This window comes from Curvibacter microcysteis, assembly GCF_028649455.1.
Lineage (GTDB): Bacteria > Pseudomonadota > Gammaproteobacteria > Burkholderiales > Burkholderiaceae_C > Curvibacter > Curvibacter microcysteis.
In genome coordinates, this window is the sequence record NZ_JAQSIO010000003.1 from 95043 (window position 1) to 121990 (window position 26948).

General features: G+C 66.5%; 26 protein-coding genes. 20 read left to right on the plus strand and 6 right to left on the minus strand.

The window, feature by feature from the left end; all coding sequences use genetic code 11:
• The first annotated feature begins 18 nt into the window (after positions 1-18).
• The gene (locus PSQ39_RS09090; protein ID WP_273926452.1) at positions 19-516 is read left to right on the plus strand and encodes a chemotaxis protein CheW; all 498 of its coding nucleotides are present in this window, start codon (positions 19-21) and stop codon (positions 514-516) included.
• 201 nt (positions 517-717) lie between these two features.
• Positions 718-2481, plus strand: coding sequence for a methyl-accepting chemotaxis protein (locus PSQ39_RS09095; protein WP_273926453.1), 1764 nt, complete (start codon positions 718-720; stop codon positions 2479-2481).
• A gap of 73 nt (positions 2482-2554) precedes the next feature.
• Here PSQ39_RS09095 and PSQ39_RS09100 read toward each other — a convergent pair whose 3' ends face one another.
• The gene (locus PSQ39_RS09100; protein WP_273926454.1) at positions 2555-3565 is read right to left on the minus strand and encodes a LacI family DNA-binding transcriptional regulator; all 1011 of its coding nucleotides are present in this window, start codon (positions 3563-3565) and stop codon (positions 2555-2557) included.
• Between the two features lie 370 nt (positions 3566-3935).
• Between PSQ39_RS09100 and PSQ39_RS09105 the strand changes: the two genes are divergently transcribed.
• From PSQ39_RS09105 to PSQ39_RS09125, 5 genes are all read left to right on the plus strand, one after another.
• Complete coding sequence (locus PSQ39_RS09105; RefSeq protein ID WP_273926455.1) at positions 3936-5093, plus strand: L-talarate/galactarate dehydratase; 1158 nt, start codon at positions 3936-3938, stop codon at positions 5091-5093.
• Positions 5094-5154: 61 nt separating this feature from the next.
• Positions 5155-6738, plus strand: a complete 1584-nt coding sequence (gene garD, locus PSQ39_RS09110) for a galactarate dehydratase (protein WP_273926456.1) — start codon at positions 5155-5157, stop codon at positions 6736-6738.
• Positions 6739-6833: 95 nt separating this feature from the next.
• Positions 6834-7787: a Bug family tripartite tricarboxylate transporter substrate binding protein gene (locus PSQ39_RS09115; protein WP_273926457.1), complete on the plus strand. Its 954-nt coding sequence runs from the start codon at positions 6834-6836 to the stop codon at positions 7785-7787.
• Positions 7788-7844: 57 nt separating this feature from the next.
• Complete coding sequence (locus PSQ39_RS09120; protein ID WP_273926458.1) at positions 7845-8903, plus strand: SMP-30/gluconolactonase/LRE family protein; 1059 nt, start codon at positions 7845-7847, stop codon at positions 8901-8903.
• 117 nt (positions 8904-9020) lie between these two features.
• Complete coding sequence (locus PSQ39_RS09125) at positions 9021-9761, plus strand: FadR/GntR family transcriptional regulator (protein WP_273926459.1); 741 nt, start codon at positions 9021-9023, stop codon at positions 9759-9761.
• 3 nt (positions 9762-9764) lie between these two features.
• Here the strand turns inward: PSQ39_RS09125 and PSQ39_RS09130 are convergent, their stop codons facing one another.
• The gene (locus tag PSQ39_RS09130; RefSeq protein ID WP_273926460.1) at positions 9765-10646 is read right to left on the minus strand and encodes a LysR family transcriptional regulator; all 882 of its coding nucleotides are present in this window, start codon (positions 10644-10646) and stop codon (positions 9765-9767) included.
• Between the two features lie 125 nt (positions 10647-10771).
• On the opposite strand from PSQ39_RS09130, the gene PSQ39_RS09135 reads away from it, so the two are divergent.
• The 3 genes from PSQ39_RS09135 (at position 10772) to PSQ39_RS09145 (ending at position 13605) form a co-directional block, all read left to right on the plus strand.
• Positions 10772-11668, plus strand: coding sequence for a DMT family transporter (locus tag PSQ39_RS09135; protein ID WP_273926461.1), 897 nt, complete (start codon positions 10772-10774; stop codon positions 11666-11668).
• 111 nt (positions 11669-11779) lie between these two features.
• Positions 11780-12829, plus strand: coding sequence for a histone deacetylase family protein (locus PSQ39_RS09140; RefSeq protein ID WP_273926462.1), 1050 nt, complete (start codon positions 11780-11782; stop codon positions 12827-12829).
• A gap of 155 nt (positions 12830-12984) precedes the next feature.
• A complete protein-coding gene (locus PSQ39_RS09145; protein WP_273926463.1) occupies positions 12985-13605 on the plus strand; it encodes a C40 family peptidase in 621 nt (206 codons plus the stop codon).
• Between the two features lie 21 nt (positions 13606-13626).
• Here the strand turns inward: PSQ39_RS09145 and PSQ39_RS09150 are convergent, their stop codons facing one another.
• The 3 genes from PSQ39_RS09150 to PSQ39_RS09160 all read right to left on the minus strand — a co-directional run bounded on the left by PSQ39_RS09150 (position 13627) and on the right by PSQ39_RS09160 (position 16217).
• The gene (locus PSQ39_RS09150; protein WP_273926464.1) at positions 13627-14043 is read right to left on the minus strand and encodes an RNA-binding S4 domain-containing protein; all 417 of its coding nucleotides are present in this window, start codon (positions 14041-14043) and stop codon (positions 13627-13629) included.
• 63 nt (positions 14044-14106) lie between these two features.
• The gene (locus tag PSQ39_RS09155) at positions 14107-15540 is read right to left on the minus strand and encodes a sensor histidine kinase (RefSeq protein WP_273926465.1); all 1434 of its coding nucleotides are present in this window, start codon (positions 15538-15540) and stop codon (positions 14107-14109) included.
• Positions 15537-16217: a response regulator gene (locus tag PSQ39_RS09160; RefSeq protein WP_273926466.1), complete on the minus strand. Its 681-nt coding sequence runs from the start codon at positions 16215-16217 to the stop codon at positions 15537-15539. Before PSQ39_RS09160 ends, PSQ39_RS09155 begins: the two co-directional genes overlap by 4 nt.
• A gap of 177 nt (positions 16218-16394) precedes the next feature.
• Between PSQ39_RS09160 and PSQ39_RS09165 the strand changes: the two genes are divergently transcribed.
• The 5 genes from PSQ39_RS09165 to PSQ39_RS09185 all read left to right on the plus strand — a co-directional run bounded on the left by PSQ39_RS09165 (position 16395) and on the right by PSQ39_RS09185 (position 22396).
• A complete protein-coding gene (locus tag PSQ39_RS09165; protein WP_273926467.1) occupies positions 16395-17456 on the plus strand; it encodes a porin in 1062 nt (353 codons plus the stop codon).
• Between the two features lie 116 nt (positions 17457-17572).
• Positions 17573-18535: a Bug family tripartite tricarboxylate transporter substrate binding protein gene (locus PSQ39_RS09170; RefSeq protein ID WP_273926468.1), complete on the plus strand. Its 963-nt coding sequence runs from the start codon at positions 17573-17575 to the stop codon at positions 18533-18535.
• 129 nt (positions 18536-18664) lie between these two features.
• Positions 18665-19180 (plus strand): tripartite tricarboxylate transporter TctB family protein, encoded by a 516-nt coding sequence (locus tag PSQ39_RS09175; RefSeq protein WP_273926469.1) that lies wholly within the window; start codon positions 18665-18667, stop codon positions 19178-19180.
• Positions 19181-19202: 22 nt separating this feature from the next.
• Complete coding sequence (locus tag PSQ39_RS09180) at positions 19203-20705, plus strand: tripartite tricarboxylate transporter permease (RefSeq protein ID WP_273926470.1); 1503 nt, start codon at positions 19203-19205, stop codon at positions 20703-20705.
• A gap of 74 nt (positions 20706-20779) precedes the next feature.
• Positions 20780-22396: a sigma-54 interaction domain-containing protein gene (locus PSQ39_RS09185; protein ID WP_273926471.1), complete on the plus strand. Its 1617-nt coding sequence runs from the start codon at positions 20780-20782 to the stop codon at positions 22394-22396.
• Positions 22397-22406: 10 nt separating this feature from the next.
• Here PSQ39_RS09185 and PSQ39_RS09190 read toward each other — a convergent pair whose 3' ends face one another.
• On the minus strand, positions 22407-22820 hold the full coding sequence (locus tag PSQ39_RS09190) for a VOC family protein (protein ID WP_273926472.1): 414 nt from the start codon (positions 22818-22820) through the stop codon (positions 22407-22409).
• Positions 22821-22842: 22 nt separating this feature from the next.
• On the opposite strand from PSQ39_RS09190, the gene PSQ39_RS09195 reads away from it, so the two are divergent.
• The 5 genes from PSQ39_RS09195 (at position 22843) to PSQ39_RS09215 (ending at position 26942) form a co-directional block, all read left to right on the plus strand.
• Entirely contained in the window at positions 22843-23037 is a 195-nt protein-coding gene (locus PSQ39_RS09195) for a hypothetical protein (RefSeq protein WP_273926473.1), read from the plus strand.
• Positions 23038-23122: 85 nt separating this feature from the next.
• A complete protein-coding gene (locus PSQ39_RS09200) occupies positions 23123-24322 on the plus strand; it encodes a substrate-binding domain-containing protein (protein ID WP_273926474.1) in 1200 nt (399 codons plus the stop codon).
• Positions 24323-24457: 135 nt separating this feature from the next.
• Entirely contained in the window at positions 24458-25222 is a 765-nt protein-coding gene (locus PSQ39_RS09205) for an ABC transporter ATP-binding protein (RefSeq protein ID WP_273926475.1), read from the plus strand.
• Positions 25219-25962, plus strand: a complete 744-nt coding sequence (locus tag PSQ39_RS09210; protein WP_273926476.1) for an ABC transporter ATP-binding protein — start codon at positions 25219-25221, stop codon at positions 25960-25962. Before PSQ39_RS09205 ends, PSQ39_RS09210 begins: the two co-directional genes overlap by 4 nt.
• A complete protein-coding gene (locus tag PSQ39_RS09215) occupies positions 25959-26942 on the plus strand; it encodes a branched-chain amino acid ABC transporter permease (protein WP_273926477.1) in 984 nt (327 codons plus the stop codon). Before PSQ39_RS09210 ends, PSQ39_RS09215 begins: the two co-directional genes overlap by 4 nt.
• Positions 26943-26948: the final 6 nt, after the last annotated feature.

The following is a 26948-nucleotide window of genomic DNA, read 5'->3' on the forward strand; positions in this document are numbered from 1 at the left end:
CCCTTTTTTGAGCCCACCATGAACACCTCCACACTCGCCTCTCAACACGGCCAAGCCGCAGCCCCCCAGGAGTTTCTGGCTTTCAAGCTGGGCTCGGAGGAGTACGGCATGGACATCCTGCATGTGCAGGAAATCCGCTCCTACGAGCCGCCCACCAAGCTGCCCAACGCCTCGAGCTTCATCAAGGGGGTGGTCAACCTGCGCGGCATCATCGTGCCCATCGTCGACATGCGTCTGCGCTTTTCGCTCGAACACGTGGCCTACAACGACCTCACCGTGGTGGTGGTGGTGGCCTTGGGCGACAAGGTCTGGGGCTTGGTGGTCGATGCGGTGTCGGATGTCATCGAACTGAGCCCGGCTCAGATCAAGCCCCTGCCAGACTTCAGCTCGGCCGTTGACAGCGACTACCTCACCGGCATGGGCTCGGTCGATCAGCGCATGGTGATTTTGCTGGACGCGCCCAAGCTGTTGGCGGGCATGGACACGCGCGACGTCTTGGCCTTGCCATCGTTTTGAGATCGGCTGTGACTGACATGGCGCTGTCGCCGCGAAACTTTAGGATTGAAGCTGTAGAGGGGCGTCGCCAGGCCTGAAAATGGCGCAGGCAGCCCGTCAGGGTGAACACAGGCCAAGGCGCACGAAGACCTCAGGGTTTGCGCACCTTGACGTGGGTGTTTCGCCAAGGCAAAAGAAGTGATTCAAGAAAGAGCTCTCCTCATGCAATTCAACAACATCAGCGTTGCCCGCCGTTTGTGGGCTACTGTCTCCATCCTCGTGGTGCTCATGATGGCCATGGCGGGCTGGGCGCAATACCGCTCCAACACCGCCCTGTCTGCTGCCATGGACGAAGTGATGGCCACAGATGCCCGCGTGCTCGCGGCCACCCGTTGGAACGACGGCACTTCGGCTGCGCTCAACACCACGGTCGCCGCCATCCTGTCCACGGACGACACTTCGGTGCAGCGCCTGGGCGGAGACGGCAAGGTGCTCGTGGAGCGCAACACGGTCATGCTCAAGGCGGTGATGGACAGCACGGTCCGCAGCGATGAAAAGCAGGCCATCGACCGGCTGGCCGAGGAGCGCAAGCCCGTGCTGGCCGCTCTGGGCAAGGCCAATGCCGCCAAAAAGGCGGGCGATGCGACAGGCTCGCGCGACACGGTGGAGAAAGAGCTGATTCCCCTGACCACCGTTTACATCCAGCACCAACGTGAGTTCGTGCAATTGCTGGAGAAAAACCGCGACGCCTCGGTGATGCAGGCGCATCAAACGCGTCGGGACCATGCCATCACCAGTGCGGTGGTCGGTCTGTTGTTGGCAGTGGGGGTGCTGGTGGTGGTGGCCCGTTTGGTGGCCTCGATCAACCAGCCGCTGAATCAAGCGCTGGAGATGGCCCAGGCCATCGCTGCGGGCAACCTGACGCAGGACGCCCAGACCGATCGCCGCGACGAATTCGGTGCCTTGCTCAATGCCATGTCCGACATGGCACGCCGCCTGCGCTCTGTGGTGGGCGAGGTGCGTACCGGGGTCGATGCCCTGTCGATCGCCTCGGTGGAAATCGCCAACGGCAACCAAGACCTGTCCTCGCGCACCGAGCAAACCGCCAGCAACCTGCAGCAAACCGCGGCCAGCATGGAACAGCTGACCAGCACGGTGAACCAATCCGCCGACACCGCCCGCCAGGCCAACCAGTTGGCCAGCACCGCCGCCCAAGCTGCCACACGCGGTGGTCAGGTGGTGGGCCAGGTGGTGACCAGCATGCAGCACATCACCGACAGCTCGCGCAAGATCAGCGACATCATCGGTGTCATCGATGGCATCGCTTTCCAGACCAACATCCTGGCCCTCAATGCCGCGGTCGAAGCCGCGCGCGCGGGTGAGCAAGGCCGAGGCTTCGCGGTGGTGGCTGGTGAAGTGCGCTCGCTGGCCCAGCGCAGTGCTGAAGCGGCCAAGGAGATCAAGGGCCTGATCAACGCGTCGGTGGAGAAGGTCGAGTCCGGCTCGCAGCAAGTCGCTGAAGCAGGCGCTTCGATGGAAGAAATCGTCAGCAGCGTGCGCCGTGTCACCGACCTGATCGGCGAGATTTCGGCCTCATCGGGCGAGCAGCGCGAAGGCATTTCGCAGGTCAACTCGGCGGTCAGCCAGCTGGACCAGATGACACAGCAAAACGCGGCCCTGGTCGAAGAAAGTGCAGCGGCCGCCTCGTCGCTGCGCGACCAGGCCCAGCGCCTGGCGGAGGTGGTGTCCGTGTTCAATGTGGGGCAAGCGGTGTCGGGTCCCTCGGCCCACGCGGCCCCGGCGCGGTCGCGCCCACAGGCTGTGGCTGCTGCGCCCGCACCACGCAGCCTGGCCTCGGCATCGCGCCCAGCGTCAGCCCCGCGTGCAGCCCTGTCCAGCAGTGCGCCGGCCCCCAAGCCCGCCGCCCCCAGCCCGACCCCGGCCAAAGCCAGTGCGAGCAGCGAAAGCGACTGGGAAAGCTTCTAAGCTGGCCGGCGCCGCGTCCTGGGCTGCGCCTGTTCTGACCTGGCGCGACCCTGTGTGAGTCGGTGGCGCTGCCTCAGCCCGGTGCCCGTTCGGTGGAGCGCCGTTCGATGATGGAAAAGCCAATGTCCTGAACCGGCTGTTCCACCGATTGGCCGGCGCAGCGCTGCAGAATCATCTGCGCGGCCCGCTCGCCAATGCCCGCGCCATCCACATGCACGGTGCTCAGCGCAGGCACCATGTGGGCCGAAAACTCCGCGTTGCCAAAGCCGCACAAGGCCAGGTCCTCGGGCACGCGCAGGCCCCGGGCCTGGGCCTCGACCAGCACGCCCTGGGCCATCTGGTCCGAGCTGCAATACACCGCTTGCAGATCGGGGCACTGCGCCAGCAGGGTGCCCAGCGCTTCGCGACCGCGCGCCAGTCCGCTGGGGGCTGGCACCAGGGCCGTGGGCACAGGCTGGCCCCACGTGGCTTCAAAGCCCTCGCAGCGCTGGCGCGCGCGTGGGTCGTTGGCACTGGCGATGCCTACTTTCTGCCAGCCTTTGGCTCGAAAGAAGGCCGCGATGGCGCGGCCCACGTCATGGTGCGAAAAGCCCACCAGCATGTCCACCGGCTGCGCGCTGAAGTCCCAGCTCTCCACCACCGGAATGCCGGCTTGCTGCAGGCGCGCCCGCGCGGCGGCCGCGTGCACCAGGCCGGTCATGAACAAGCCGTCCGGGCGGCGGCTGATCATGGTGTTGATCAACGCTTCTTCGCGCGCCACGTCGTAGCCGGTCTGGCCCAGGATCAGTTGGTAGCCCGCCTGGGCCAAGGTCTCTGTGAGCGTTTGCAAGGTGGGCAGGAACTGCGCCACCGACAGGGCCGGGATGATGCCAGCCACCATCTGGCTGCGCTTGGACTTCAGTCCACCCGCCATCAGGTTGGGCAGGTAGCCGGTCTGAGCGACCGCCTCTTGCACGCGGGCGATGGTCTTGTCCGACACCAGCTCGGGCTTGCTCAAGGCCCGCGAGGCGGTGATCAGGGACACGCCGGCGATGCGCGCCACATCGTGCAGGGTGGCGGCCTTGGAGGAGGGCTGGGGTTTCATGGTCAAGGGCGGGCAGGCAAGGAGGGCAGGGTGGCGCTGGAGGGCTTGCCTCAACACCAGGCCGCCATTTTGCGGCATCCGGAAGGGCTGCTGGCTCTGCAGGAGCGGTGCCGCACAGTGGTTCGCTTGAAACTGGGGGAACTACCTAGTTCTGAGGCTTGATTTTACGAATGACAACGATATCATTCGACATCTGAAGCCATTTCAAAGACAAAACACCGGCCTCAAGGCCTTGAGTCTTCCTTGGTTTCTTTTTATTTTTTGACAATGACAACGTTGTCATTGCCCAGGGCCTCAGCGGGAGGACCCCTCGCCAGCCTGGATCAGGCGGTGGGGCTGTCCGGCTGGGCCACTTCAGGAAAGACCTTTGATGAGCGCCGCTACCGTCACCGCTACCTCCTCCTCCGACAGCATTGTTTGGGTGCGGGTGTCCTCGTGCTACTTGCCGTTGGCCAACCCCATCAGCGATGCCAAGGTGCTGACCGGTCGGCAAAAGCCCATGACCGAGATCGCCATGCTGTTCGCCGAGATCGAAACCCGTGACGGCCACCGGGGCCTGGGCTTCAGCTACGCCAAGCGCGCGGGGGGGCCCGGGCAGTTTGCGCACGCGCAGGAAATCGCCCCGGCCCTGCTGGGCGAAGACCCCAGCGACATCGCCAAGCTCTGGACCAAGCTGTGCTGGGCTGGCGCTTCGGTGGGCCGCAGCGGCATGGGCGTGCAGGCGATCGGCGCCTTTGACGTGGCGCTGTACGACCTGAAGGCGCGCCGCGCGGGCCTGTCCTTGTCCAAGTTCCTGGGCTCGCAACGCGACTCGGTGCGCTGCTACAACACCTCGGGTGGATTTTTGCACACGCCTGTGGATCAGCTGGTGGTCAATGCCCAGGCTTCGGTGGCGCGCGGCATTGGGGGCATCAAGCTCAAGGTGGGCCAGCCCGACTGCGCGGCCGACATCGCTCGCCTGACCGCAGTACGCCAGCAGCTGGGGGAGGCGGTGCCCATCATGGTGGATGCCAACCAGCAATGGGACCGCCCCACGGCCCAGCGCATGTGCCGCATTTTTGAGCAGTTCAATCTGGTCTGGATCGAAGAGCCCCTGGACGCCTACGACTTCGAGGGCCATGCCGCCCTGGCCGCGCAGTTCGACACCCCCATCGCCACGGGCGAGATGCTGACCAGCACCCAGGAGCACTTTGAGCTGATCCGCCACCGCGCGGCCGACTACCTGATGCCCGACGGCCCGCGCGTCGGCGGCATCACCCCCTTCTTGAAGATCGCGGCGCAGGCGGAACACGCCGGCCTGATGCTGGGCCCGCACTTCGCCATGGAGCTGCATGTGCACCTGGGCGCCATCTACCCGACCGAGCCCTGGGTCGAGCACTTCGACTGGCTGGAGCCGCTGTTCAACGAGCGCCTGGAGATCCGCGACGGCCGCATGCTGGTGCCCACCCGACCCGGCCTGGGTCTGAGCCTGAGCGAGCAAGCCCTGGCCTGGACCCGAGGCGCCGCCGAGTTTGGCAAACGGCCTTGAAGCGCTGCTGGCCTGTGCCGCGTCCTTGATAGAACCTTTTTCATTGAATTCCCTGCCCGCCATGACCACCCCTGACGCCTCCGCCTCCGCTGCGGCCCAGCCGCTCTACATCACCATGCACGAGGCCGACAACGTGGCCATCGTGGTCAACGACGGCGGTTTGCCCGCCGGCACCGTGTTCGCGTCGGGCCTGACCCTGCGCGAGAAAGTGCCCCAAGCCCACAAAGTGGCCTTGCAAGACATCCCTGAAGGGGGTGTGGTGCGGCGCTACAACGTGCCCATCGGTTACGCCCTGCAGCCCATCGCCGCCGGCAGCTGGGTGCATGAGCGCCTGCTCAAGATGCCTTCGGCACGCGAGCTGGAAGGTCTGCCCATCGCCACCGTCAAGCCGCCCGTGCTGCCACCTTTGGAGGGCTACACCTTCGAGGGCTATCGCAACGCCGACGGATCGGTGGGCACGCGCAACATCCTGGCCATCACCCAGACCGTGCAGTGCGTGGCGGGCGTGACCAGCTTTGCCGTGCAGCGCATCAAGAGCGAGCTGCTGCCGCTGTTCCCGAATGTGGACGACGTGGTTTCGCTGGAGCACACCTACGGCTGTGGCGTCGCCATCGACGCGCCCGACGCGGTGATCCCCATCCGCACCGTGCGCAACATCAGCCTGAACCCGAACTTCGGTGGCGAGGTGATGGTGGTCAGCCTGGGGTGCGAAAAGTTGCAGCCTGAGCGCCTGATGCCACCCGGTGTGATCCCGCTGGTGGACGAGCGCGCCGCCGAGCCGGCCCTGGACGTGGTGTGCCTGCAGGACAACGCGCATGTCGGCTTCATGTCGATGGTGGACTCGATCGTGCGCCAGGCGCGCCCGCACCTCGAGCGCCTGAACGCGCGCCGCCGTGTCACCGTGCCCGCCAGCGAGCTGGTGGTGGGCGTGCAGTGCGGTGGCAGCGACGCCTTCAGCGGCGTCACGGCCAACCCGGCGGTGGGTTTCTGCACCGATTTGCTGGTGCGCGCCGGCGCCAGCGTGATGTTCTCCGAGGTGACCGAGGTGCGCGACGGCATCGACCAGCTCACCTCGCGTGCCGCCACCCCCGAGGTGGCCGAGGCCATGATCCGCGAGATGGCCTGGTACGACGCCTACCTGAACCAGGGCCGGGTCGACCGCAGCGCCAACACCACGCCGGGCAACAAGCTCGGCGGCCTGTCCAACATCGTGGAAAAGGCCATGGGCTCCATCGTCAAGAGCGGCAGTGCTGCCATCACCGGCGTCATCTCGCCGGGCGAGAAGCTCCGGCAAAAAGGCCTGATCTACGCCGCCACGCCGGCCAGCGACTTCATTTGCGGCACCTTGCAACTGGCCGCCGGCATGAACCTGCATGTGTTCACCACCGGCCGCGGCACGCCCTATGGCCTGGCCGAGGTGCCGGTGATCAAGGTGGCCACGCGCAACGACCTGGCGCGGCGCTGGCACGACCTCATGGACGTCAACGCCGGCACCATCGCCAGCGGTGAAAAAACCATCGAGCAAGTGGGCTGGGAGCTGTTCCACCTCATGCTGGAAGTGGCCAGTGGCCGCCAAAAAACCTGGGCCGAGCAGTGGAAGCTGCACAACGCCCTGGTGCTGTTCAACCCCGCCCCTGTGACCTGACACACCGCGCCAAGCGCGCTTTGCCCCCTGGGTGGGCCGGTTCAACAAGCCTGCGAGACAGGCGGCCCCCCCTCACAACCCTCTGGAGACAAACCATGAAGAAGCTGCTGTGTGCCCTCGCCACCACCCTGGCCGTGGGCAGTGCCCTGGCCTGGCCAGACAAGCCCGTGACCCTGCTCGTGCCCTTCCCGCCGGGCGGCTCCACCGATCTCATCGCCCGCTCGCTGGCGCCCAAGCTGCAAGAGAAGCTGGGCGGCACTTTTTTGGTGGAGAACAAGGCTGGCGCCGGCGGCACGGTGGGCGCCACGGCGGCCAAGCGTTCGGCCCCCGACGGCTACACGGTCTTTGTGACCTCGCTGGGCCCCTTGGTGATCGGCCCGCATTTGTTGAAGAACCTGGGCTACGACCCGCTCAAAGACTTTGACTACATCACCGTCGCGGTGCAGGCGCCCAATGTGCTGGCCGTGCCGGCGGCATCGCCGCACAAGACCCTGGCCGATGTGCTGGCCTACCAGAAGGCCAACCCCGGCAAGATGACCTTTGCCTCGGCGGGCAACGGTACCAGCGACCACCTCACGGCCGAGCTGTTCTGGCAGCAGACCGGCACCACGGCCTCGCACATCCCCTACAAGGGGGGCGCACCCGCCATGACCGACCTGTTGGGCGGTCAGGTGGATGCCACCTTCATGAACATCAACACGGGCCTGGCCAACATCAAGGCCGGCAAGCTGCGCGCGCTGGCCGTGACGGGTACCAAGCGTTCGCCCCTGTTGCCGGAGGTGCCGACCTTGGAAGAGTTGGGCGTCAAAGGCGCCACCGTCTACTCCTGGCAGGCCTTCGCTGCGCCCAAGGGCCTGCCCGCCGATCTCAAGGCCAAGCTGTATGACGCCATCGTGGCCGGCCTGAACGACCCAGCCATCAAAGCCAAGCTGCTGGAGCTGGGCTTTGAAATCGTGGGCAACACGCCCGAGCAGTTCACCGCTTACCAGGCCAGCGAGTTCGCGCGCTGGAAGAAGGTGATCGAGGTCGGCAAGATCACCGCCGACTGAAGCCCACCCACCCGATCGCGCCCCCCTTTTTTGTTGAAACCCCAAGAGGAGACACCCATGACGACATCCACCACCGACGACACCCGTCGCCACTTTTTCAAGGCCGCAGCGGGTGCTGGCCTGGCCGTGGCCGGCGGCCTGGCCTCGGCCCAGAACGTGCCTTTCAAGCCCAACGCGCGCTACCCCGATGTGTCGGTGGAGATCCTCGACCCCAGCTTCGCCAAGTACCGCATCTACAGCAGCTCGGTCGAGCAACTGGGCAGCGGCATGCGCTGGGCCGAGGGGCCGGCGTACTTCCCCGCTGGCAAGTACCTGCTGCTCAGCGACATCCCGAACAACCGCTTGATGAAGTACGACGAGACCAACGGCAGCTTCGGCGTCTTCCGCGACAACGCCAACTTCACCAACGGCAATGTGCGTGACCGCCAAGGCCGCCTGATCAGCTGCGAGCACTCGGTCACCCGCCGCGTCACCCGCACCGAATTCGACGGCAGCATCAAGGTGCTGGCCGACAGCTACCAGGGCAAGCGCTTGAACGCGCCCAATGACATCGTGGTCAAGTCCGACGACAGCATCTGGTTCACCGACCCGCTGTTTGGCATCAATGGCGAGTGGGAAGGCTCGCGCGCCAAGCCCGAGCAGGCGACCACCAATGTCTACCGCATCGCGCCCGACGGCCAGATCAAGGCCGTCATCACCGACATCGTCAACCCCAACGGCCTGGCCTTCTCGCCCGATGAGAAAAAGCTCTACGTGGTGGAGTGGAAGGGCACGCCGTTCCGCAGCATCTGGAGCTATGACGTGGCCGCCGACGGCAGTGTCAGCAACAAGACCAAGTTGATCGACGCTGGCGGCCCAGGCGCCTTGGATGGCTTCAAGGTCGACCGCGACGGCAATCTGTGGTGCGGCTGGGGCAGCAACGGTGCCCTGGACGCCAAGTCGGAAGACCTGGACGGCGTGCGCGTGTTCAACCCCCAGGGCAAGGCCATTGGCTTCATCCGCCTGCCCGAGCGCTGCGCCAACCTCACTTTCGGCGGCCCGAAGAACAACCGCCTCTACATGGCCAGCTGCCATTCGCTCTACGCTTTGTACGTCGAAGCGCACGGCGCCGTCTGAGTTTCTCAGGGGCAACCCGGGCTGGAGCCACGCCAGGGTCTGAGGGTATGCTCGGAGCTTTCGTCGCTGCCCTCTGGGGCAGTGCCCGACCGACCCTCGTCTCGCTTGTGAGCTGCCGTGACTTCCTCGCCTTCCCCCCGTCAAAGCAACCCCGCGCGCGCGCTGGAGCTGGTGGATGAACTGGCCCGCCGCATCGCCAGCGGCCAATGGGCCCCGGGCGATAAGGTCACAGGCGAGTTCGAGTTGATGGCCGAATTTGGCGTCAGCCGCACCGTGGTGCGCGACGCCTTGTCCCGCCTCAAGGCCCTGGGCCTGGTCTATGCGCGCCAGGGCCTGGGCACGTTTGTGGCCCGGCCCAGCGAGGCGCGGCCGTTTTCCGTGGACCCGCAGCGCATCGCCAGCCTGGACGATCTGATCGCCGTGCTGGAGCTGCGCATGGGCATTGAGCCCGAAGCCGCCGCCATGGCCGCGCAGCGGCGCAGTGCGGCCGAGCTGCTGGCCTTGCGCCAGGCCCTGGACGCCGTGGCCGAGGCCTGGCACAGCCACAGCGATCCGGTGGCGGCAGACTTCCGCTTTCACTGCGAGATCGCTCGCTGCGCCCACAACCCGCATTACCTGGCCATGATGGGGGCGCTCAGCCCGGCCAGCCTGCCGCGCTGCTGGCAAAGCCACCAAGAGCCACCTGAACAAGGGCTGCGGCGCTACGTTGACTCGGTGGTGCATGAGCACGAAGAGGTCTACCAAGCCATCGCCCAGCAAGACCCGGACGCGGCGCGCGCGGCCATGCGCTTGCATGTGATCAACAGCCGCGAGCGCCACCGCGAGGCCGAGCGCGGCCAGCCCGTCCGGGCCGGTTGAAGCTCAGGCGCTGGGCGCCACGGCCGCCACCAGGTGGTCGATCCAGACCCGCAGCTTGGCTGGCAAAAAGCGCTGCGAGGGGTAGAGCAGCCAGAACTGGCCTGCGTAATCGGTTTGATGTTCCCAATCTGGCAACACCTCCTCCAAGGCCCCGCTTTGCAGGGCGGCCTGAGCGCAAAAGCCAGGCAGGCTGGCGATGCCCAAGTGGTTCAAAGCGCCCTCAAGCCGAATCTCACTGTGGTTGGCCACATAACGTCCACGCACCTGCACGCTGGCGCGCTCGGCACCGCGCTGGAAGCGCCATCGGCGGTCGTTGTCATGCTCGCCCAGGTACAGGCAGCTGTGCTGGGCCAGGTCTGGCGGCTGCTGGGGCCGGCCCTGCGCGTCCAGGTAGCGTGGGCTGGCGTAGATGCCGTGGCGGATGCGCATCAGAGGCCGCCCGGCCAGGCCCGGGGGCGGGTGGTCGGTGATGCGGATGGCCAGGTCGATGGGCTCGGCCATCAGGTCGACCTCGCGGTCGGTGACGATCAGCTGCACATCGACCTCGGGGTAGCGCTGCAAAAAGCCCGCCATCAGTGGGTGCACCACCTGGCGCGCCACCGCTTTGGGGCAGCTCACGCGCACCAGGCCGCGCGCTTGCGCGGTGTGGGTGTCGCTCAACGCCAGCACTTCGCGCGCGGCGCCCACCAGGGTTTGGCAGCGCGCATAAGCAGCGCTGCCGGCTTCGGTCAGGCGCAGCTGGCGCGTGGTGCGCTCCAGCAAGCGCACTTGCAATCGGGCCTCCAGGCGCGCCACCTGCCGGCTCACGGCCGAGGGGGTCAGGCCCAGGGCGCGCGCCGCGCCTGAAAAGCTGCCCGCCTCTACCACGCGGGCGAATACGGCCATGTCAGGCAGGGATTCCAGGGGGAGATTCATGTGTTTTGGGAACAGGTGCTTGGCTTGTTTGCTGTATTATCAAGTCAGGTGCATCAATGGAAGATCGGCGCTTGTTGATTGTTCCGGTCCCACCCATGCCCAGCCTGCGTCTGTCACCCATTTCCCATGCCGCCCGTGTGCGCTTGTCGGACCTCACCTTGCTGGCGGTGGCCGCAGTCTGGGGCAGCAGCTATGGCGTCGCCAAGGGCGCTTTGTTGTTCTACCCGGTGCTGGGCTTTTTGGCCCTGCGCTTTGGTCTGACCTTGGTGGTGCTGCTGCCGGTGCTGCTGCGCCTGAATGCCGCCCAGTGGCGCGACAGCTGGCGCAGCGGTGTGCCCTTGGGGGCCTGGCTGTTGGGCATCTTTCTGGCTGAGACCTATGGCGTGAGCCTCACCCAAGCCTCGAACGCGGCGTTTTTGATCAGCCTGTGCGTGGTCATCACCCCGTGGATGGCCTGGTGGCGCCTGGGCCAACGCCCCGGCGCGGGCGTGTTGGGCTGGGGGCTGTGCTCGGTGCTGGGGGCCGGGCTGCTCAGCGGGGGGCTGGCCGGGCAGTGGGTCTGGGGCGATGTCTTGATCCTGCTGGCTGCGGTGCTGCGCGCCCTGATGGTCTGCGAGACCAGTCGCCTGAGCCAGACCCGCCCGGCCCCAGCCTTGGCTCTGACGGCGGTGCAGGCCGCCGTGGTGGCGCTGGGCAGCGCAGCCCTGGCCGGCATCAGCCCCGGGGCGTGGCCCGCGCTGCCCAGCGCGGCAGGCTTTTGGTGGGCGGCGATCTACCTGGTGCTGGGCTGCACCGTGTTCGCCTTCTTCGCGCAGAACTGGGCGTTGCGCCACAGCCCCCCTGCGCGGGTGGCTTTGCTGATGAGCAGCGAGCCGGTGTTTGGCGCGCTGTGGGCGGTGCTGCTGTGGCAAGAGCAACTGGCGCCGCTGCAATGGTTGGGCGGCGGCTTGATGGTGTTGGCGGCCCTGGCCACCACTTGGCGGCGCGGGTGAGCGCACGGGCAGGGCCCAGGGCGCTGGAGATGGGGGCCGTGGCCTTGGCCAGAAAGGGGCCTGGCTTTGCATAGACTAGCGGGCTGTCTGCCGCCTTCACCCAGTCCGACCATGATCACTTACTACAGCACCGAACACCAACGCCACCATGGGGTGGAACTCAAGGACGCGGCCATCAAGCCCTCGTTCGAAAACCCCGGCCGGGCCGACACCATCCTGGCCCAGGTGCGCCAGGCCGCCCTGGGCGCGGTGCAGCCAGGCCAGGCACATGACAGCAGCCTGTATGTGGGCGCGCACAGCGAGCGCTACGTGCGCTTCTTGCAGCAGGCCTGGAGCGACTGGACCGCCACCGGCCAGACCCACGACGCCTTGCCCCTGATCTGGCCCGTGCGCGACCTGCGCAGCGACCTGGAGCCCGCCACCATCGATGGCCGTCTGGGCTTTTATTCGATGGACGCCGGCAGCCCCATCACCGCCGGCACCTGGGCCGCCATCAGCGCCAGTGCCGATCTGGCCCTGACCGGCATGGCCACCGTGCAGGCTGGCGCGCCGGCCGCCTTTGCGCTGTGCCGCCCGCCAGGCCACCACGCCGGCCCCGAGATGATGGGCGGCTACTGCTACCTCAACAACGCGGCCATTGCTGCCCAGCAGGCCCGCCGCCAGGGCGCCCAGCGCGTGGTCGTGCTGGATGTGGACTTCCACCATGGCAACGGCACCCAAAGCATTTTTTACGGGCGTGACGACGTGCTTTTCGTGTCCCTGCATGGTGACCCGGTGCACTGCTACCCGTATTTTTCAGGCCATGCCGACGAAACCGGTGCGGGCGCGGGCCTGGGCTTCAACTTCAACCTGCCCTTGTCCAAGGGCACGGCCTGGCCGGCTTACCAAGCGGCCTTGCAGGTGGCGGCGCAGCGCGTCCAGGCCTATGCGCCCGATGTGCTGGTGGTGTCTTTGGGCGTGGACACGTTTGAGCACGACCCGATCAGCCACTTCCGCCTGGCGAGTGCCGACTTTGTGCGCCTGGGCGAGTCCCTGGCCGCCTGGGGCCTGCCCACGCTGTTCGTGATGGAGGGCGGCTACATGGTGGACGACATTGGCCGCAATGTGGTCAATGTGCTGCAGGGCTTTGAGGGCGGTCGCGCCGGTGCGCAGCCGGTCTGAACCGCGTGCTCGGCAGGGGCGCTGGACAGGGTTGGAGCCGGGCGCGGGCTGGCTTCAGCCCCCTGCCTGCAGTCCCGCGCTTGGGCCGTTAAGATGGCCCGCGTCGGCCCGCTTGTCATGGGCCCCGCATCCCCCCAGAAAGGCTGAAGCAGGTCATGAGCCGCCTGAACCCGCGTCTGCTGATTCCGTTCACCGCCCGAGGCCTCTGGCCTGGCCGGGCCGCTTCGGCGGAGCCGGCCTTCACGCGGCGCACCCACTTGCTGGCCTGGCTGGGCGCCGCGTCAGCGCTGGGCCTGGCGGGCTGCGCCGGGTCGCCCCCGAAGTCGCAGCCCAGGCCCACGGCCCTGCCGCCCGAGCCGCAAGATTCCCCCGAGTTGGCCGCCGAGGTGCCAGCCACGCTCAGTGAAGCCGACAGCCAGGCCGTCACGCTGTATGCCCTGGGGCTGGTGGGCACGCCTTACCGCTACGGCGGCAACACCCCCGAGTCGGGTTTTGATTGCAGCGGTTTGATTCGCCACGTCTACCGAACCCAGGCCGGCTTGCCGGCGCCGCGCACCGTGGCGCAACTGCAGTTCTGGGGCCGGCCGGTGCCGCCCGCCTCTCGGCGCACGGGCGACCTGGTGTTGTTCACCCGCGGCGGGCAGACCTCGCACGCCGGCATTTACGTGGGCCAGGGGCGCTTTGTGCATGCGCCGTCCACCGGGGGGCAGGTGCGCTTGGAGCCTTTGACGGCCCCGCATTGGTCGCGGCAGCAAGTGGCTTACCGCCGGCCTTGAGCCCGGGCTGGGGCCTGGCCCTCAGTCGATGGAGGCGCTCCAGCGTTCGTTCCAGTCGCGGCTGCGCTCGATGTGGCGGCGGTCGCGCTTGGTGGGCCGGCCTTCTTGCAAGCTCAGCGCCGGCTCGGGGGCCAGGCGGCGCTGTTCGGCGGCCCGCTCGCGCGCGGCCACGCTGTCGGCCGTTTCTTCGTACAGTTTTTGGGCCACGGGGGCCGGGCCGCGTTGGGCGCTCAGGCCCAGCACCTGCACCGTGCGTTCGACCGGACCCTGTCGCAGCTGCACCGTGTCGCCAGGACGCACTTCACGCGCGGGCTTGACGTTGGCGCCATTGACCGACACCCGGCCCTTGGTGATTTCTTCCACCGCCAGGCTGCGGGTTTTGTAAAAGCGGGCGGACCAAAGCCATTTGTCCAGCCGCAGGGAGGCAAGTTCGCTCATGCCTGAATTGTGCCCTGCACCCGTTGGCCCAGCGCGGGGCGGGGCTTCTGGGGCAGTGCGGGTTCAGGCGGACGTGCCGGCCGGTGGGTGGGCCGGGCGCTCCAGCGGCAGGCGCACACAGGCGTCCAGGCCTTGCACCCGGCCGCCATGTTCGCGGTTTTTCAGGGTGATGCGGCCCTGCAGCGCTTGCACGATGTCGTGGCAGATGGTCAGGCCCAGGCCGGTGCCGCCGGGCAGTTCACCGGTCCAGAAAGGCTGGAACAGGCGCTCGCGCTGCCCAGCGCTCAGCCCTGGGCCTTGGTCACTGACCGTCAGCACGGCCCGCTCGGGCTCAATGTCGAGGCTGATGCGCAGGCGCCCACCGGGCGGGCTGTGGCGGATGGCGTTGTGCAGCAGGTTGCGCACCAGCTCGCGCAGCATCCAGTCGTGGGCGGGCAGGTACAGGGTCGGGGCCTCCAATTCGAAGTCCAGGCTGCGTTCGGCCACCAGGGGTGACAGGTCCAGGGCCACGTCGCGCAGCACGGCGGCCAGGTCCACGCGCTCGGTGTCGCTTTGCTGGCGCAGTTGCTCGACCTTGGCCAAGGCCAGCATCTGGTTGGCCAGTTGGGTGGCGCGCTCCACGGTGGCGTTGATTTCAAGCAGCGCGGTCTGCGGTTCGACATCGCCACGCAGGGCCGACTGGACCTGCACCTTGAGCACGGCCAGCGGCGTGCGCAATTGGTGCGAGGTGTCGCGCACAAAACGCTTTTGGTGGTCCAGCAGGTTTTGCAGCCGCCCCATCAAGTGGTTGGTGGCCTCGATCAGGGGCAGCAGTTCGCGCGGCGCATCGGGCGCGCTGATCTGCTTGAGCTCGCCTTCCTGGCGCTGTTGCAGCTCGGCGCTGATGCGGCGCACCGGTCGCGTGGCGCGCTGCACCACCGTGGTCACGATGAGGATGATCACCGCCACCAACACGCCCTGGCGCAGCAGCGAGGCCAGCATGATGTCGCGCACCATGGTGTGGCGCAGGCCCACGGTTTCGGCCACCTGCACCATGGCCATGCCACGCCCGCGTTCACCCACCACGGGCTGCAGCAGCACGGCCACGCGCACCGGGTCGTCCTGGTAGAGGTCGTCGTAAAAATGCACCAGCGCGGAGTAGGGGCTGGGCGGCAAGGGCTGGCGCGGCCAGGCGGGCAGGGCTTCGAAGCCACTGACCCATTGGCCGTTGACGTCCGAGACTCGGTAATACATGCGGCTGCGGATGTCGGTCTCAAAAGCCTCCAGCGCTGCGTGCGGCACGGTCACCTGCAAGCGGGCCTGTTCGTCGTAGCCCTCCACCGTGAGCAGCTCGCCAATCGACTTGGCCGAGGCCAGCAGGGTGCGGTCGTACGCGGCCTGCACCGCTTTTTGGGTGTCGGTGTAAAGCGTCAGGCTGTTGATCAGCACATACACCCCGATGGGCAGCAACAGCCCACGCAAAAGGTAGCGGCGCAGGGACAGGCGCCGATTGCTCATGATTCCGCCTTGAGCAGGTAACCCAGGCCGCGCAAGGTCATCAGGCTGACCTGGGCCTGGCTGAGTTTTTTGCGCAGGCGGTAGACCACGACCTCAATGGCTTCCAGCTGCACCGTGTCGTCGTCGGGAAAGACAAGGGCAAACAGGCGCTCCTTGCTCACCGCATGGCCAGGACGGCTGATCAAGGCCTGCAGCAAGGTCAGCTCGCGCGGGCTCAGGTCCAGCACCTCGCCGCGCAGGTAGAAGGCGCCGTTGTCCTTGTCGTATTCGAGGTCACCCAGCGCCTGGCGGGCTTCGGTCGGCGCCGCCAGCGCGGGCTGTTGGCGTCGGTGCAGTGCGCGCAGGCGCGCCTCCAGCTCGTCCAGGTCAAAGGGTTTGGCCAGGTAGTCGTCGGCGCCGCTGTTGAGCCCAATCACCCGGTCGCCGATGGTGCCGCGCGCGGTCAGGATCAGCACGGGGGTGCGCAAGCCTGCGCGGCGCGCGCGGTCCAGCACATGCAGGCCGTCCAGGCCGGGCAGGCTGAGGTCCAGCACCACCACATCGGGTTGACGCTCCTGCCACAGGGACAGGGCTTGCAGCCCGTCTTCACATAGGCTGACTTCGATCTGGCGCCGCGACAGCGCCCGCTGCAGGGCCGACTGCATCGAGCGGTCGTCTTCAATCAACAAGAGCTTCATGGCTTGGCGTGGGCTGGGATCAAGGGCATCAGGGTATTCCCCTGGTTTGTGGCGGTTAGGCGACAAGGCCATCATAAACACGCCTTCTGGGCGTTTTCGACAGCCGATTGACAGGTCCGATTCGTAGCATCGCGCTGCAGTCCTCCAAGACGCATTGCCCATAAGGAGACCCTACGTATGAAAAAAACCTCTCTGGCCCTCGCGGCCGCCAGCCTGTTGGCCGCTGCCGGTGCCAACGCCCAATCCGTTGAAATTTTTGGTATTTTGGACAGCGGTTTCCTGCGCGTGAACAGCGACGGCAACGGCTCGATCAGCAAAGTCGGCAGCGACGGTAACCTGTCCAGCCGCATCGGCTTCCGCGGTGTGGAAGACCTGGGCGGCGGCATGAAGGCCAGCTTCTGGCTTGAAGGCGCGATCAATCCCCCGGATGGCTCCGCTGGCACCACCAGCACGACCAACCAGCCCGGCGGCACCGCTGGCGGTGGCGGCCTGGTGTTTGGCCGCCGTTCCACGGTCAGCCTGAGCAACTCGCTGGGTGAACTGCGCGTGGGCCGTGACTACGTGCCCGCGTTCTGGAACCTGTCGAACTTCAGCCCCTTCGGCACCAACGGCATCGGCGCCTCGAACTTCCTGTTCTACCCCGTGCCCAGTGGCGCCCGCATCACCCATGTGCGCGCCTCCAACTCGGTGGGCTACTTCCTGCCCAAGCTGGGTGGTTTCTATGGTCAGGCCATGTTGGCTTCGGGTAACAACCCCTCGACCGCTGGCGCCAAGAGCGACGACGGCAACGTGAGCGGTCTGCGCCTGGGCTACGAACAGGGCCCGTTCAACATCGCGGCCGCCACGACCCGCACGCAAAACGTCACCCTGGGCAACTACACCCAGCGCAACGTGGGCGCGAGCTACGACTTCGGCGTGGTCAAGGCCATGGCCTTGTGGGGTGAGAACATCACCGGCACGCAAAAGACCAGCACCAAGCTGATCGGCGCGCACATCCCCGTCGGTGTGGGTCAAGTCCGTCTGGCTTACTCGTCGCTGAGCGCCACGGGCGTGGCCAACGACGCGTCCCACCTGGCGCTGGGCTATGTGCACAACCTGTCCAAGCGCACCGCGCTCTATGGCCACTATGCACGCATCGACAACAAGAACAACGGCAAGACCTTTGACCTGGGTCAGGCCGTGACCCGTGCCGGCGGCAGCAGCACCGGTTACGAGTTCGGTATCCGCCACTCGTTCTGAGTCAAGGGGCCAGCGGCCCCTGCGTTGGTTTGACCCCGGGGCCGGCGTGGCGAGTATCTGCGCTGGCCCTTCGTCCAATGGCCGGACGTTTTCATCACAAGAACCGAGACACAACCATGCGTCGCAGCGACTTCCTTCAATCCTTGCTGGGTCTGGCCCTGGTGGGCGGCCTCAGCCAGCAAACGGCCCTGGCGGCCAACAACCTGAAAATGCTGGTGCCCGCCAACCCGGGCGGCGGCTGGGACACCACGGGCCGAGCCTTGGGCAAGGCCTTGCAAGACAGTGGCGCGGCCGCGGCGGTCAGCTACGACAACAAGGGCGGCGCGGCCGGCGCCATCGGCCTGGCGCAGTTCGTCAACGCCAGCAAGGGCGACCCCCATGCCTTGATGGTGATGGGCGCGGTCATGCTGGGCGGCATCATCACCGGCAAGCCGCCGGTGTCCTTGTCGCAGGCCACGCCGCTGGCGCGCTTGACCACCGAATACAACGTGTTTGTGCTGCCTGCCAACTCGCCCTTCAACTCCATGAAGGAGCTGGTGGCCCAGTTGCAAAAAGACCCTGGCAGCATCAAGTGGGGCGGCGGCTCGCGCGGCTCCACCGAGCACATCGCGGCCGCGATGATTGCGCGTGCCGTGGGCGTGGACCCCTCCCGCATCAACTACGTGGCCTTCCGTGGCGGCGGTGAAGCCACAGCCGCCGTGCTGGGCGGCAACGTCACCGTAGGCGGCAGCGGTTACAGCGAATTCGCCGAGTACATCAAGACCGGCAAGATGCGCCCGCTGGCCGTGACCTCGGGCAGCCGCATCAAGGGCATCGACGTGCCCACGCTCAAAGAGCAGGGCATCCCGGTGGAGATCGGCAACTGGCGCGGCGTCTACGGCGCGCCGGGTTTGAGCCCGGCCCAGCGCCAGGCCTTGATCGATCTGATCGTCAGCGCCACCAAGCACCGCAGCTGGCAGGAGTCGCTGGAAAAGAACGGCTGGACCCCCGCCCTGATGACGGGTGACGCCTTCGGCAACTTCGTCGACGAAGAGTTCGCCAGCCTGCGCGCCACCATGGTCAAGTCCGGCATGGTCTGAGCCCGCGCCAGGGCGGCCCGTGTCGGGGCGGTCCTGGTTGCTGGCGCGCTATTTCTCGTCTGATCCGCCCCCGGCGCCGCCCGGGGCGGGGCGGTGCTGCCTGCTGCTTTTTGTTGGAGCCTTTTCTTCATGTCCTCTCACTCATCCAGTTCGCCGCGTCTGCAGACCGCCGTGGGTCTGGCCGTCTTGTTGTTGGCCTGTTTGCTGGCCTGGGGCGCGACGGGTATCTCGTCCGACGCGGGTTACGCCGGTGTCGGCCCTAACTTTCTGCCCTGGGTCGTCAGCGCCGCCTTGGGCCTGTGCGGCGTGGGCCTGCTGGTGCACAGCCTCAGTGGTGGTTTTCGCCAGCTGGAAGAAGCCTCGGGCGCCGAGCGCGGCCACTGGGCCGGCTTTGCCTGGGTCAGCGCCGCCCTGCTGCTCAATGCTTGGCTGATCACCACCTTGGGCTTTGTGCTGAGTTGCACCCTGTGTTTTGTGCTGGCGGTGCGGGGTTTTCGCAGCGCCGAAGGCCGCTTGAACCTGAGCCTGCGCGCCTTGCTGCAGGACGCGGGCATCGGCCTGTTGATTGCGGCCCCGGTGTACTGGATGTTCACCAAGCTGCTGGCCATCAATTTGCCGGGACTGACCGGTACCGGCTGGCTGTGAGCCGGCCTCGCGGAGTTTGAACATGGACATCTGGAACCATTTGCTCAGTGGCTTTGCCACGGCGGCCACCCCGGTCAATTTGTTGTGGGCTTTTGTCGGCTGCCTGATTGGCACCGCGGTGGGCGTGCTGCCCGGCATCGGTCCGGCGGTGGCCGTGGCCATGCTGCTGCCCATCACCACCCAGGTCGAGCCCACGGCCTCGATGATCTTTTTTGCGGGCATCTATTACGGCGCCATGTACGGCGGCTCGACCACCTCCATCCTGCTCAACACCCCCGGTGAGGCCGGGTCGATGGTGACGGCCATGGAGGGCAACCGCATGGCCAAGAACGGCCGCGCGGGCGCGGCACTGGCCACGGCGGCCATTGGCTCTTTTGTCGCTGGCACCATCGCGACCGTGCTGGTCACGTTTTTTGCCCCGCTGTTGGCACGGTACGCGGTGCTGCTGGGTCCGCCGGAATACTTCATGCTGATGGTGCTGGCCTTCACCACCGTGAGCGCGGTGCTGGGCAAGAGCACCTTGCGCGGCCTGACCGCCTTGTTCATCGGCCTGGCCCTGGGCTTGGTAGGCATTGACCAGATCACGGCCCAGGCCCGCTACACCGCGGGTGTGCCTGAGTTGATGGATGGCGTCGAGGTCGTGCTCATCGCGGTGGGGTTGTTCGCCGTGGGCGAGGCCCTGTACAACGTGCTGTACGAAGGCCGGGTGCAGGAAACCCGCAACAAGCTCACCAGCACGCACATGACGCGGGCCGAGTGGGCGCGTTCCTGGCCGGCCTGGCTGCGCGCCACCTTCATCGGCTTTCCTTTCGGCACCATCCCGGCGGGGGGCAGCGAGATCCCGACCTTCCTCAGCTACGCGACCGAGAAGAAGCTCTCGCGCCACCCCGAGGAATTTGGCACCACGGGCGCCATCGAAGGCGTGGCGGGTCCCGAGGCGGCCAACAACGCGGCCATCACCGCCACGCTGATCCCCTTGCTGACCCTGGGCATCCCGACTTCCAACACCACGGCGATCTTGCTGGGCGCTTTTCAGAACTACGGTATCCAGCCGGGCCCGCAATTGTTTGACACCAACGCCGGCCTGGTCTGGGCGCTGATCGCGTCGATGTACATCGGCAACGTCATGCTGCTGGTGCTGAACCTGCCGCTGGTGGGCCTGTGGGTCAAGTTGCTGCGCATTCCCAAGCCGTACCTGTACGCAGGCATTCTGGTGTTTGCCACCTTGGGGGTCTATGGCATGCGCCAGTCGGCTTTCGACCTGGTGCTGCTGTACGGCATTGGTCTGTTGGGGGTCGTGATGCGCCGCTTTGATTTCCCCACCGCACCGGTGGTGGTGGGCATGATCCTGGGCCCCCTGGCCGAAGCGCAGATGCGCAACGCGCTGTCGATCGGCGAAGGGCGTTGGGACATCTTTTTGCAACGCCCCATGTCGCTGACGCTGCTGGTGGTGGTGGTGTCGGTGCTGGTGCTGCCGCGCCTGATCAAGCGCTGGGCCGATCGCCGTGCCCTGGCCCGGCTCTGAGCCTGGGCTGGGTTCAACGGCGCTGGTGACTTGACACACGGCGCAGGGCCCTGAGCCGCGCTACCATCGCGGCCATGCCTGCGCCCTCTGTTCCAGAACCCTCTCCCGCCGACTTCAGCGCTGAACCTGGCGCTGCGGCAGCGCCAGCGAGGCATGAGGCGCTGCCCCTGGACGGTGACAGCATCCTGGCGCTGGCGGCCCGGTCGATGTTCCAGCTGTTTTCCAGCATCAGCCAGGGCATGTTCCTGGTCGACCACACCGGACGCATCGTCTGGGTCAATGAGGGCTATCGGCGCTTTCTGCCCGCGCTGGGGTTCTCGTCCATTGACCAGTTCCAGGGCCACCTGGTCGAAGAGGTGATCCAAAACACCCAGATGCGCCGGGTGCTGGAGACCGGCGAGCCCATCATGATCGACTTGCTGACCAACAAGGCCGGCACTTTTGTGGTCAGCCGCCTGCCTTTGCGCGACGAGGGCGGGGCGGTGATTGGGGCCATCGGCATCGTGCTGTTTGACCACCCGGAGACCACGCTCAAGCCCCTGATCAGCAAGTTCGCCCGCTTGCAGCAGGACCTGGATGACGCGCGCCGCGAACTCGCTGTGCAGCGCAAGCGCGAGCTCAGCGCGCCCGACGGCCAGCGCCGCGCCAAATACACCTTCGCCAGCTTTGTGGGCACCAGCCCGGCCGCGGTCGAGGTCAAGCGCCAGGCGCGCCGCGCGGCCCAGTCGGCCAGCCCGGTGCTGTTGTTGGGCGAAACCGGCACGGGCAAGGAGCTGCTCGCGCACGCGCTGCACACCGCCTCGTCGCGCGCCAGTGGCCCCTTTGTCAGCGTCAACATCGCGGCGGTGCCGGACACCTTGCTGGAAGCCGAGTTCTTCGGCGTGGCCCCGGGTGCCTACACCGGCGCCGACCGCAAGGGCCGTGAGGGCAAGTTCCGCCTGGCCGACGGCGGCACCTTGTTCCTCGATGAGATCGGCGACATGCCACTGAATTTGCAGGCCAAGCTGCTGCGTGCTCTGCAGGAAGGCGAGATCGAGCCCTTGGGCAGCAACCGCCTGCTGCCTTTTGATGCGCGGGTCATCGCGGCCACCTCGCGCGACCTGGCCGCGCTGGTGCGCGAAGGTCGCTTTCGCGAGGACTTGTATTACCGCTTGGGCGTGCTGCCCATCCGCGTGCCACCGCTGCGTGAGCGCGTCAGCGACATCGTGGCCCTGGTCGAGGTGCTGGGCGAGGACATGGCCTTGCGCAACAGCAGCGCGCCGCCAGAGTTGTCGCCACAGGCCATCGCCTTGCTGCAGGCCCAACCCTGGCGCGGCAACATCCGCGAACTGCGCAACGTGCTGGAGCAGGCCGCTTTGCGCAGCGAATCGGGCCAGATTGATGTGGGCTTGCTGCAAGGTGTGTTGCAGGACTCGGGCCTGGACCCGGTGCTGGCGGTCAGGCCTCCGCCCGTGCCCGGCCCGGCCATGGCATTCTCCGCTGCACCGGTGGCGGACCACACGGCCCCCGTGGGCCTGACAGCCAATGTGGCGGCGGCGGCGATTCAACCCCTGGCCGAGCAAGTGGCCGCGCTGGAGCAGCAAGCCATCGCCCGGGCCCTGCACCACACCCGTGGCAACAAGGTGGCGGCGGCGCGCCTGCTGGGGATCTCGCGCGCGACGCTTTACGAACGGCTGGGTGAGGGGCGCTGAGGGCCGGGGCTCAGGCTGGCAGGTGGCACACCGCCTCGATGTTGTTGCCTTCGGGGTCGATCACAAAGGCGCCGTAGTAGTCGGGGTGGTAGTCCGGGCGCAGGCCGGGGGCGCCGTTGTCCCGCCCGCCTGCCGCGATGGCGGCTTGGTAGAAGGCATCGACCTGGGCCCGGCTGCTGGCGCGCCAGGCCAGGTGGCAGCCTGTGGTGGCCGGCGGACCGCCGTGAGGGGAGGGGCCATCGATGAACCAGACATCGGATTTTTGGCCCGTGGGCTCGGCGGCGTCCGGGTAGCCGAAACCCAGGATGTTCACGCCATGGAAGCCTTCATACGACAGGCTGTAGTCCAGGGGAGCCAGCGCCGCGCTGTAAAACGCTTTGGCGCGCTGGATATCGGTCACGCGGAAGGTCATGTGGTCGAGCATGGTGGTGGGGTCCTGGGGGGTGATGAAGAAAATGACTGTATTTGCATACAGTTATTTTGACAAGGGGGATGACCCACGACAGGTTCTCAGGTTTCGACATCTGGCTCGCTGGGTGCAAGCCGGTGGGTGGATTGGCGGCTGTCTGAAAATCATCCAGATGGCTGAAATTCAGGCATTTCATGTGTCTGAAATTCAGTCAATTGATGTGCTGGTGTGAAAAAGTCTTTTGAAATCAAGCCTTTTCGTCCTGGCACGCCCTGTGCAATGATGGTGCTCGATAGCCAACACAACAGGAGACCTCCATGCACCGACGTGCTCTCATCGGCCTGCCCGCGCTCGCCGCCCTGGTTTGCAGCGCCTTCAGCGTCAGCCCGGCCTTGAGCCAGACGGGCGACATCCGCATCGCCCACATTTACAGCAAGACCGGTCCGCTCGAAGCCTATGGCAAGCAGACCCAGACCGGCTTCCTGATGGGCCTGGAGTACGCCACGGGCGGCACCATGGCGGTCAATGGCCGCAAGATCGTGGTGCTGGAGAAGGACGACCAGGGCAAGCCTGACCTGGGCAAGTCGCTGCTGGCCTCGGCCTACTCCGACGACAAGGCTGACCTGGCCGTGGGCCCGACCTCCTCGGGCGTGGCGCTGGCCCTGCTGCCAGTGGCCGAAGAGTACAAAAAGATCCTGATCGTCGAGCCCGCCGTGGCCGACAGCATCACCGGTGACAAGTGGAACAAGTACATCTTCCGCACCGGCCGCAACAGCTCGCAAGATGCCATCTCCAACGCCGTGGCCCTCGACAAGCCCGGCGTCACCATCGCCACCCTGGCGCAGGACTATGCCTTTGGCCGCGATGGCGTGAAGGCCTTCAAGGACGCCCTGAAGAACGCCAAGCTGGTGCACGAAGAGTACCTGCCCACCAGCACCACCGACTTCACCGCCGGGGCCCAGCGCCTGATCGACAAGCTCAAGGACCAACCGGGCCGCAAGGTGATCTTTGTGATCTGGGCCGGCGCGGGCAACCCCTTCAAGATCGCCGACCTGGACCTCAAGCGCTACAACATCGAGATCGCCACCGGCGGCAACATCCTGCCCGCCATGGCCGCCTACAAGAACTTCCCCGGCATGGAAGGCGCGACCTACTACTACTTTGGCATCCCGAAGAACCCGGTCAATGAAGCGCTGGTGGCCCAACACTACAAGCAGTTCAAGACCCCGCCGGACTTCTTCACGGCCGGCGGCTTCTCGTCGGCCATGGCCGTGGTGACCGCGCTCAAGAAGACCAATGGCGAGACCGGCACCAACAAGCTGATCAAGGCCATGGAAGGCATGAGCTTTGACACCCCCAAGGGCAAGATGACCTTCCGTGCTGAAGACCACCAGGCCATGCAAAGCATGTACCACTTCAAGATCAAGGCCGACCCGGCGTTTGCCTGGGGGGTGCCCGAGCTGGTGCGTGAGATCAAGCCCGAAGAAATGAACGTGCCCATCCGCAACAAGCGCTGAGCACCCGCTCTGCCAGCTCGCCGGGCGGTGCCCGGCGGGCTTGGCACCAGCCGCTGCGCGCATGGCACCGCCGTCCGCGCCCTCCCTGTCCCGCAACACCGCCCGCGTCCCGGGCGGGTTCAGGTACCACGCTCCATGCTGCAAACCCAAGACCTCACGGTCCGCTTTGGCGGACACGTGGCGGTGAATGCCGTCTCGTGCAGTTTCGCACCCGGCACCTTGACCGCCATCGTCGGCCCCAATGGGGCGGGCAAAACCACGTTTTTCAACCTGGTGTCGGGCCAGATCCCGGCCAGCAGTGGCACGGTCCACCTCAACGGGGTGGACTTGAGCCAGGCCCCGGTGTCGGCGCGCACCCGTGCGGGTTTGGGCCGGGCCTTCCAGCTGACCAACCTGTTTCCGCACCTGAGCGTGCTGGAGAACGTGCGCCTGGCTGTGCAGGCCATGCGCTCCGGCGCGCACTGGCATGGTTTGAACCTGTGGAGCATCTGGAGCGACCACCGCGCGCTGACCGAGCGCGCGCTGGAGATCCTGCACACCGTGGCCATGCAGCACCAGCAGGCGGTGCAGGTGGCCAGCCTGCCACACGGTGACCAGCGCAAGCTGGAGGTGGCCTTGTTGATGGCGCTGGAGCCGCAGGTCTTCATGTTCGACGAGCCCACGGCTGGCATGAGCCACGACGAGGCGCCGGTGATCCTGAACCTGATCCGCGAGCTGAAAAAAGACAAGCGCAAGACCATCCTGCTGGTCGAGCACAAGATGGACGTGGTGCGCGAGCTGGCCGACCGCATCATCGTGCTGCACAACGGCACCCTGGTGGCCGATGGCGACCCGGCCACGGTGATTGCCCTGCCCGTGGTGCAAGAGGCCTACCTCGGCGTGGCCAAGGAGGCGGCATGAGTCCCACCGCCTCCCATTCCAAGAACCTGTTGACCTTGCAGGGCGTGCACACCCACATCGGGGCGTACCACATCCTGCACGGCGTGGACCTGGTGGTGCCGCGCGGCGAACTGACCCTGCTGCTGGGGCGCAACGGCGCGGGCAAGACCACCACGCTGCGCACCATCATGGGCCTGTGGCAGGCCTCGCAAGGCAGCCTGCAATTCGACGGGCGCGACATCAGCCGCCTGCACACACCGCAGATCGCAGGCCTGGACATCGCCTACGTGCCTGAGAACATGGGCATCTTCGCGGACCTCACGGTCAAAGAGAACATGCTGCTGGCGGCGCGCCAGGCGCGCACCGTGGCCCAGATCGACGAGGCCCGGCTGCAGTGGATTTTTGGCCTGTTCCCGGCGGTGCAGAAGTTCTGGAACCACCCGGCGGGCAAGCTGTCGGGCGGGCAAAAACAGATGTTGGCGGTGTCGCGCGCCATCGTCGAGCCGCGCCAGCTGCTGATCATCGACGAGCCCAGCAAGGGCCTGGCGCCGGTGATGATCAACAACATGATCGATGCCTTCGCCCAGCTCAAGGCGAGCGGCGTGACCATTTTGCTGGTCGAACAAAACATCCACTTCGCCAAACGCCTGGGTGACAGCGTGGCGGTGATGGACAACGGCCGCGTGGTCCATGCCGGGCGCATGGCCGAGTTGGCCGAAGACGAGGCATTGCAGCGTTCGCTGCTGGGGTTGGCGCTATGAATTTCAAAGAACTGGACTGGAAGCCGCTGGCCCTGGTGCCGCTGCTGGCCTTGATCGCCTTGCCCCTGGTGGGCTCGGGCTCGACCTGGCTGACCCTGACCGTGGCCGGCCTGGCCATGGGCATGATTGTGTTCATCATCGCCTCGGGCCTGACCCTGGTGTTCGGGCTGATGGATGTGCTGAACTTTGGCCACGGTGTGTTCATTGCGCTGGGCGCTTTTGTCGCCACCAGCGTGCTGGGCGCGATGAGCGACTGGACCCAATCGGCCGAGCTGTGGCGCAACCTGGTGGCGGTGTTCCCGGCCATGCTGATCGCCATGGCGGTGTCGGGCGCGCTGGGCCTGGCGTTTGAGCGCTACATCGTGCGCCCGGTGTACGGCCAGCACCTGAAGCAGATCCTGATCACCATGGGCGGCATGATCATTGGCGAAGAGCTGATCAAGGTGATCTGGGGCCCGCAGCAGATCCCGCTGCCGCTGCCCGAAGGCATGCGCGGTGCCTGGCTGTGGGGCGACGCGGCCATCGAGCGCTACCGCGTGGTGGCGGTGGTGGTGGGCCTGCTGGTGTTTGGCGTGCTGGCCTACACCTTGAACCGCACCAAGATTGGCCTGCTGATCCGCGCCGGCGTGCAAGACCGCGAGATGGTCGAGTCGCTGGGCTACCGCATCCGGCGCCTGTTTGTCGGCGTCTTCGTGGTGGGCAGTGCGCTGGCCGGCCTGGGCGGCGTGATGTGGGGCCTGTACCAGCAAAACGTGGTGCCGCAGATGGGCGCACAGGTCAATGTGCTGATCTTCATCGTGATCATCATCGGCGGCCTGGGCTCCACCGGTGGGGCCCTGATTGGCGCGCTGCTGGTCGGCTTGATGGCCAACTACACCGGCTTTTTGCTGCCCAAGCTGGCCCTGTTCTCCAACATCGCCCTGATGGTGGCGGTGCTGCTGTGGCGCCCGCAAGGCGTCTACCCGGTGACCAACCGCTGAGGCCCC

What these genes read in the sequence shown, in the direction of transcription:
- PSQ39_RS09160 (WP_273926466.1), bottom strand. Translation starts at nt 16,217, where the DNA reads ATGAAGCTCTTGTTGATTGAAGACGACCGCTCGATGCAGTCGGCCCTG.
- PSQ39_RS09215 (WP_273926477.1), top strand. Translation starts at nt 25,959, where the DNA reads ATGAATTTCAAAGAACTGGACTGGAAGCCGCTGGCCCTGGTGCCGCTG.
- PSQ39_RS09105 (WP_273926455.1), top strand. Translation starts at nt 3,936, where the DNA reads ATGAGCGCCGCTACCGTCACCGCTACCTCCTCCTCCGACAGCATTGTT.
- PSQ39_RS09130 (WP_273926460.1), bottom strand. Translation starts at nt 10,646, where the DNA reads ATGGCCGTATTCGCCCGCGTGGTAGAGGCGGGCAGCTTTTCAGGCGCG.
- PSQ39_RS09120 (WP_273926458.1), top strand. Translation starts at nt 7,845, where the DNA reads ATGACGACATCCACCACCGACGACACCCGTCGCCACTTTTTCAAGGCC.
- PSQ39_RS09185 (WP_273926471.1), top strand. Translation starts at nt 20,780, where the DNA reads ATGCCTGCGCCCTCTGTTCCAGAACCCTCTCCCGCCGACTTCAGCGCT.
- PSQ39_RS09210 (WP_273926476.1), top strand. Translation starts at nt 25,219, where the DNA reads ATGAGTCCCACCGCCTCCCATTCCAAGAACCTGTTGACCTTGCAGGGC.
- PSQ39_RS09100 (WP_273926454.1), bottom strand. Translation starts at nt 3,565, where the DNA reads ATGAAACCCCAGCCCTCCTCCAAGGCCGCCACCCTGCACGATGTGGCG.
- PSQ39_RS09180 (WP_273926470.1), top strand. Translation starts at nt 19,203, where the DNA reads ATGGACATCTGGAACCATTTGCTCAGTGGCTTTGCCACGGCGGCCACC.
- PSQ39_RS09145 (WP_273926463.1), top strand. Translation starts at nt 12,985, where the DNA reads ATGAGCCGCCTGAACCCGCGTCTGCTGATTCCGTTCACCGCCCGAGGC.
- PSQ39_RS09135 (WP_273926461.1), top strand. Translation starts at nt 10,772, where the DNA reads ATGCCCAGCCTGCGTCTGTCACCCATTTCCCATGCCGCCCGTGTGCGC.
- garD (WP_273926456.1), top strand. Translation starts at nt 5,155, where the DNA reads ATGACCACCCCTGACGCCTCCGCCTCCGCTGCGGCCCAGCCGCTCTAC.
- PSQ39_RS09150 (WP_273926464.1), bottom strand. Translation starts at nt 14,043, where the DNA reads ATGAGCGAACTTGCCTCCCTGCGGCTGGACAAATGGCTTTGGTCCGCC.
- PSQ39_RS09090 (WP_273926452.1), top strand. Translation starts at nt 19, where the DNA reads ATGAACACCTCCACACTCGCCTCTCAACACGGCCAAGCCGCAGCCCCC.
- PSQ39_RS09190 (WP_273926472.1), bottom strand. Translation starts at nt 22,820, where the DNA reads ATGCTCGACCACATGACCTTCCGCGTGACCGATATCCAGCGCGCCAAA.
- PSQ39_RS09195 (WP_273926473.1), top strand. Translation starts at nt 22,843, where the DNA reads ATGAAGAAAATGACTGTATTTGCATACAGTTATTTTGACAAGGGGGAT.
- PSQ39_RS09170 (WP_273926468.1), top strand. Translation starts at nt 17,573, where the DNA reads ATGCGTCGCAGCGACTTCCTTCAATCCTTGCTGGGTCTGGCCCTGGTG.
- PSQ39_RS09115 (WP_273926457.1), top strand. Translation starts at nt 6,834, where the DNA reads ATGAAGAAGCTGCTGTGTGCCCTCGCCACCACCCTGGCCGTGGGCAGT.
- PSQ39_RS09205 (WP_273926475.1), top strand. Translation starts at nt 24,458, where the DNA reads ATGCTGCAAACCCAAGACCTCACGGTCCGCTTTGGCGGACACGTGGCG.
- PSQ39_RS09165 (WP_273926467.1), top strand. Translation starts at nt 16,395, where the DNA reads ATGAAAAAAACCTCTCTGGCCCTCGCGGCCGCCAGCCTGTTGGCCGCT.
- PSQ39_RS09095 (WP_273926453.1), top strand. Translation starts at nt 718, where the DNA reads ATGCAATTCAACAACATCAGCGTTGCCCGCCGTTTGTGGGCTACTGTC.
- PSQ39_RS09175 (WP_273926469.1), top strand. Translation starts at nt 18,665, where the DNA reads ATGTCCTCTCACTCATCCAGTTCGCCGCGTCTGCAGACCGCCGTGGGT.
- PSQ39_RS09200 (WP_273926474.1), top strand. Translation starts at nt 23,123, where the DNA reads ATGCACCGACGTGCTCTCATCGGCCTGCCCGCGCTCGCCGCCCTGGTT.
- PSQ39_RS09155 (WP_273926465.1), bottom strand. Translation starts at nt 15,540, where the DNA reads ATGAGCAATCGGCGCCTGTCCCTGCGCCGCTACCTTTTGCGTGGGCTG.
- PSQ39_RS09140 (WP_273926462.1), top strand. Translation starts at nt 11,780, where the DNA reads ATGATCACTTACTACAGCACCGAACACCAACGCCACCATGGGGTGGAA.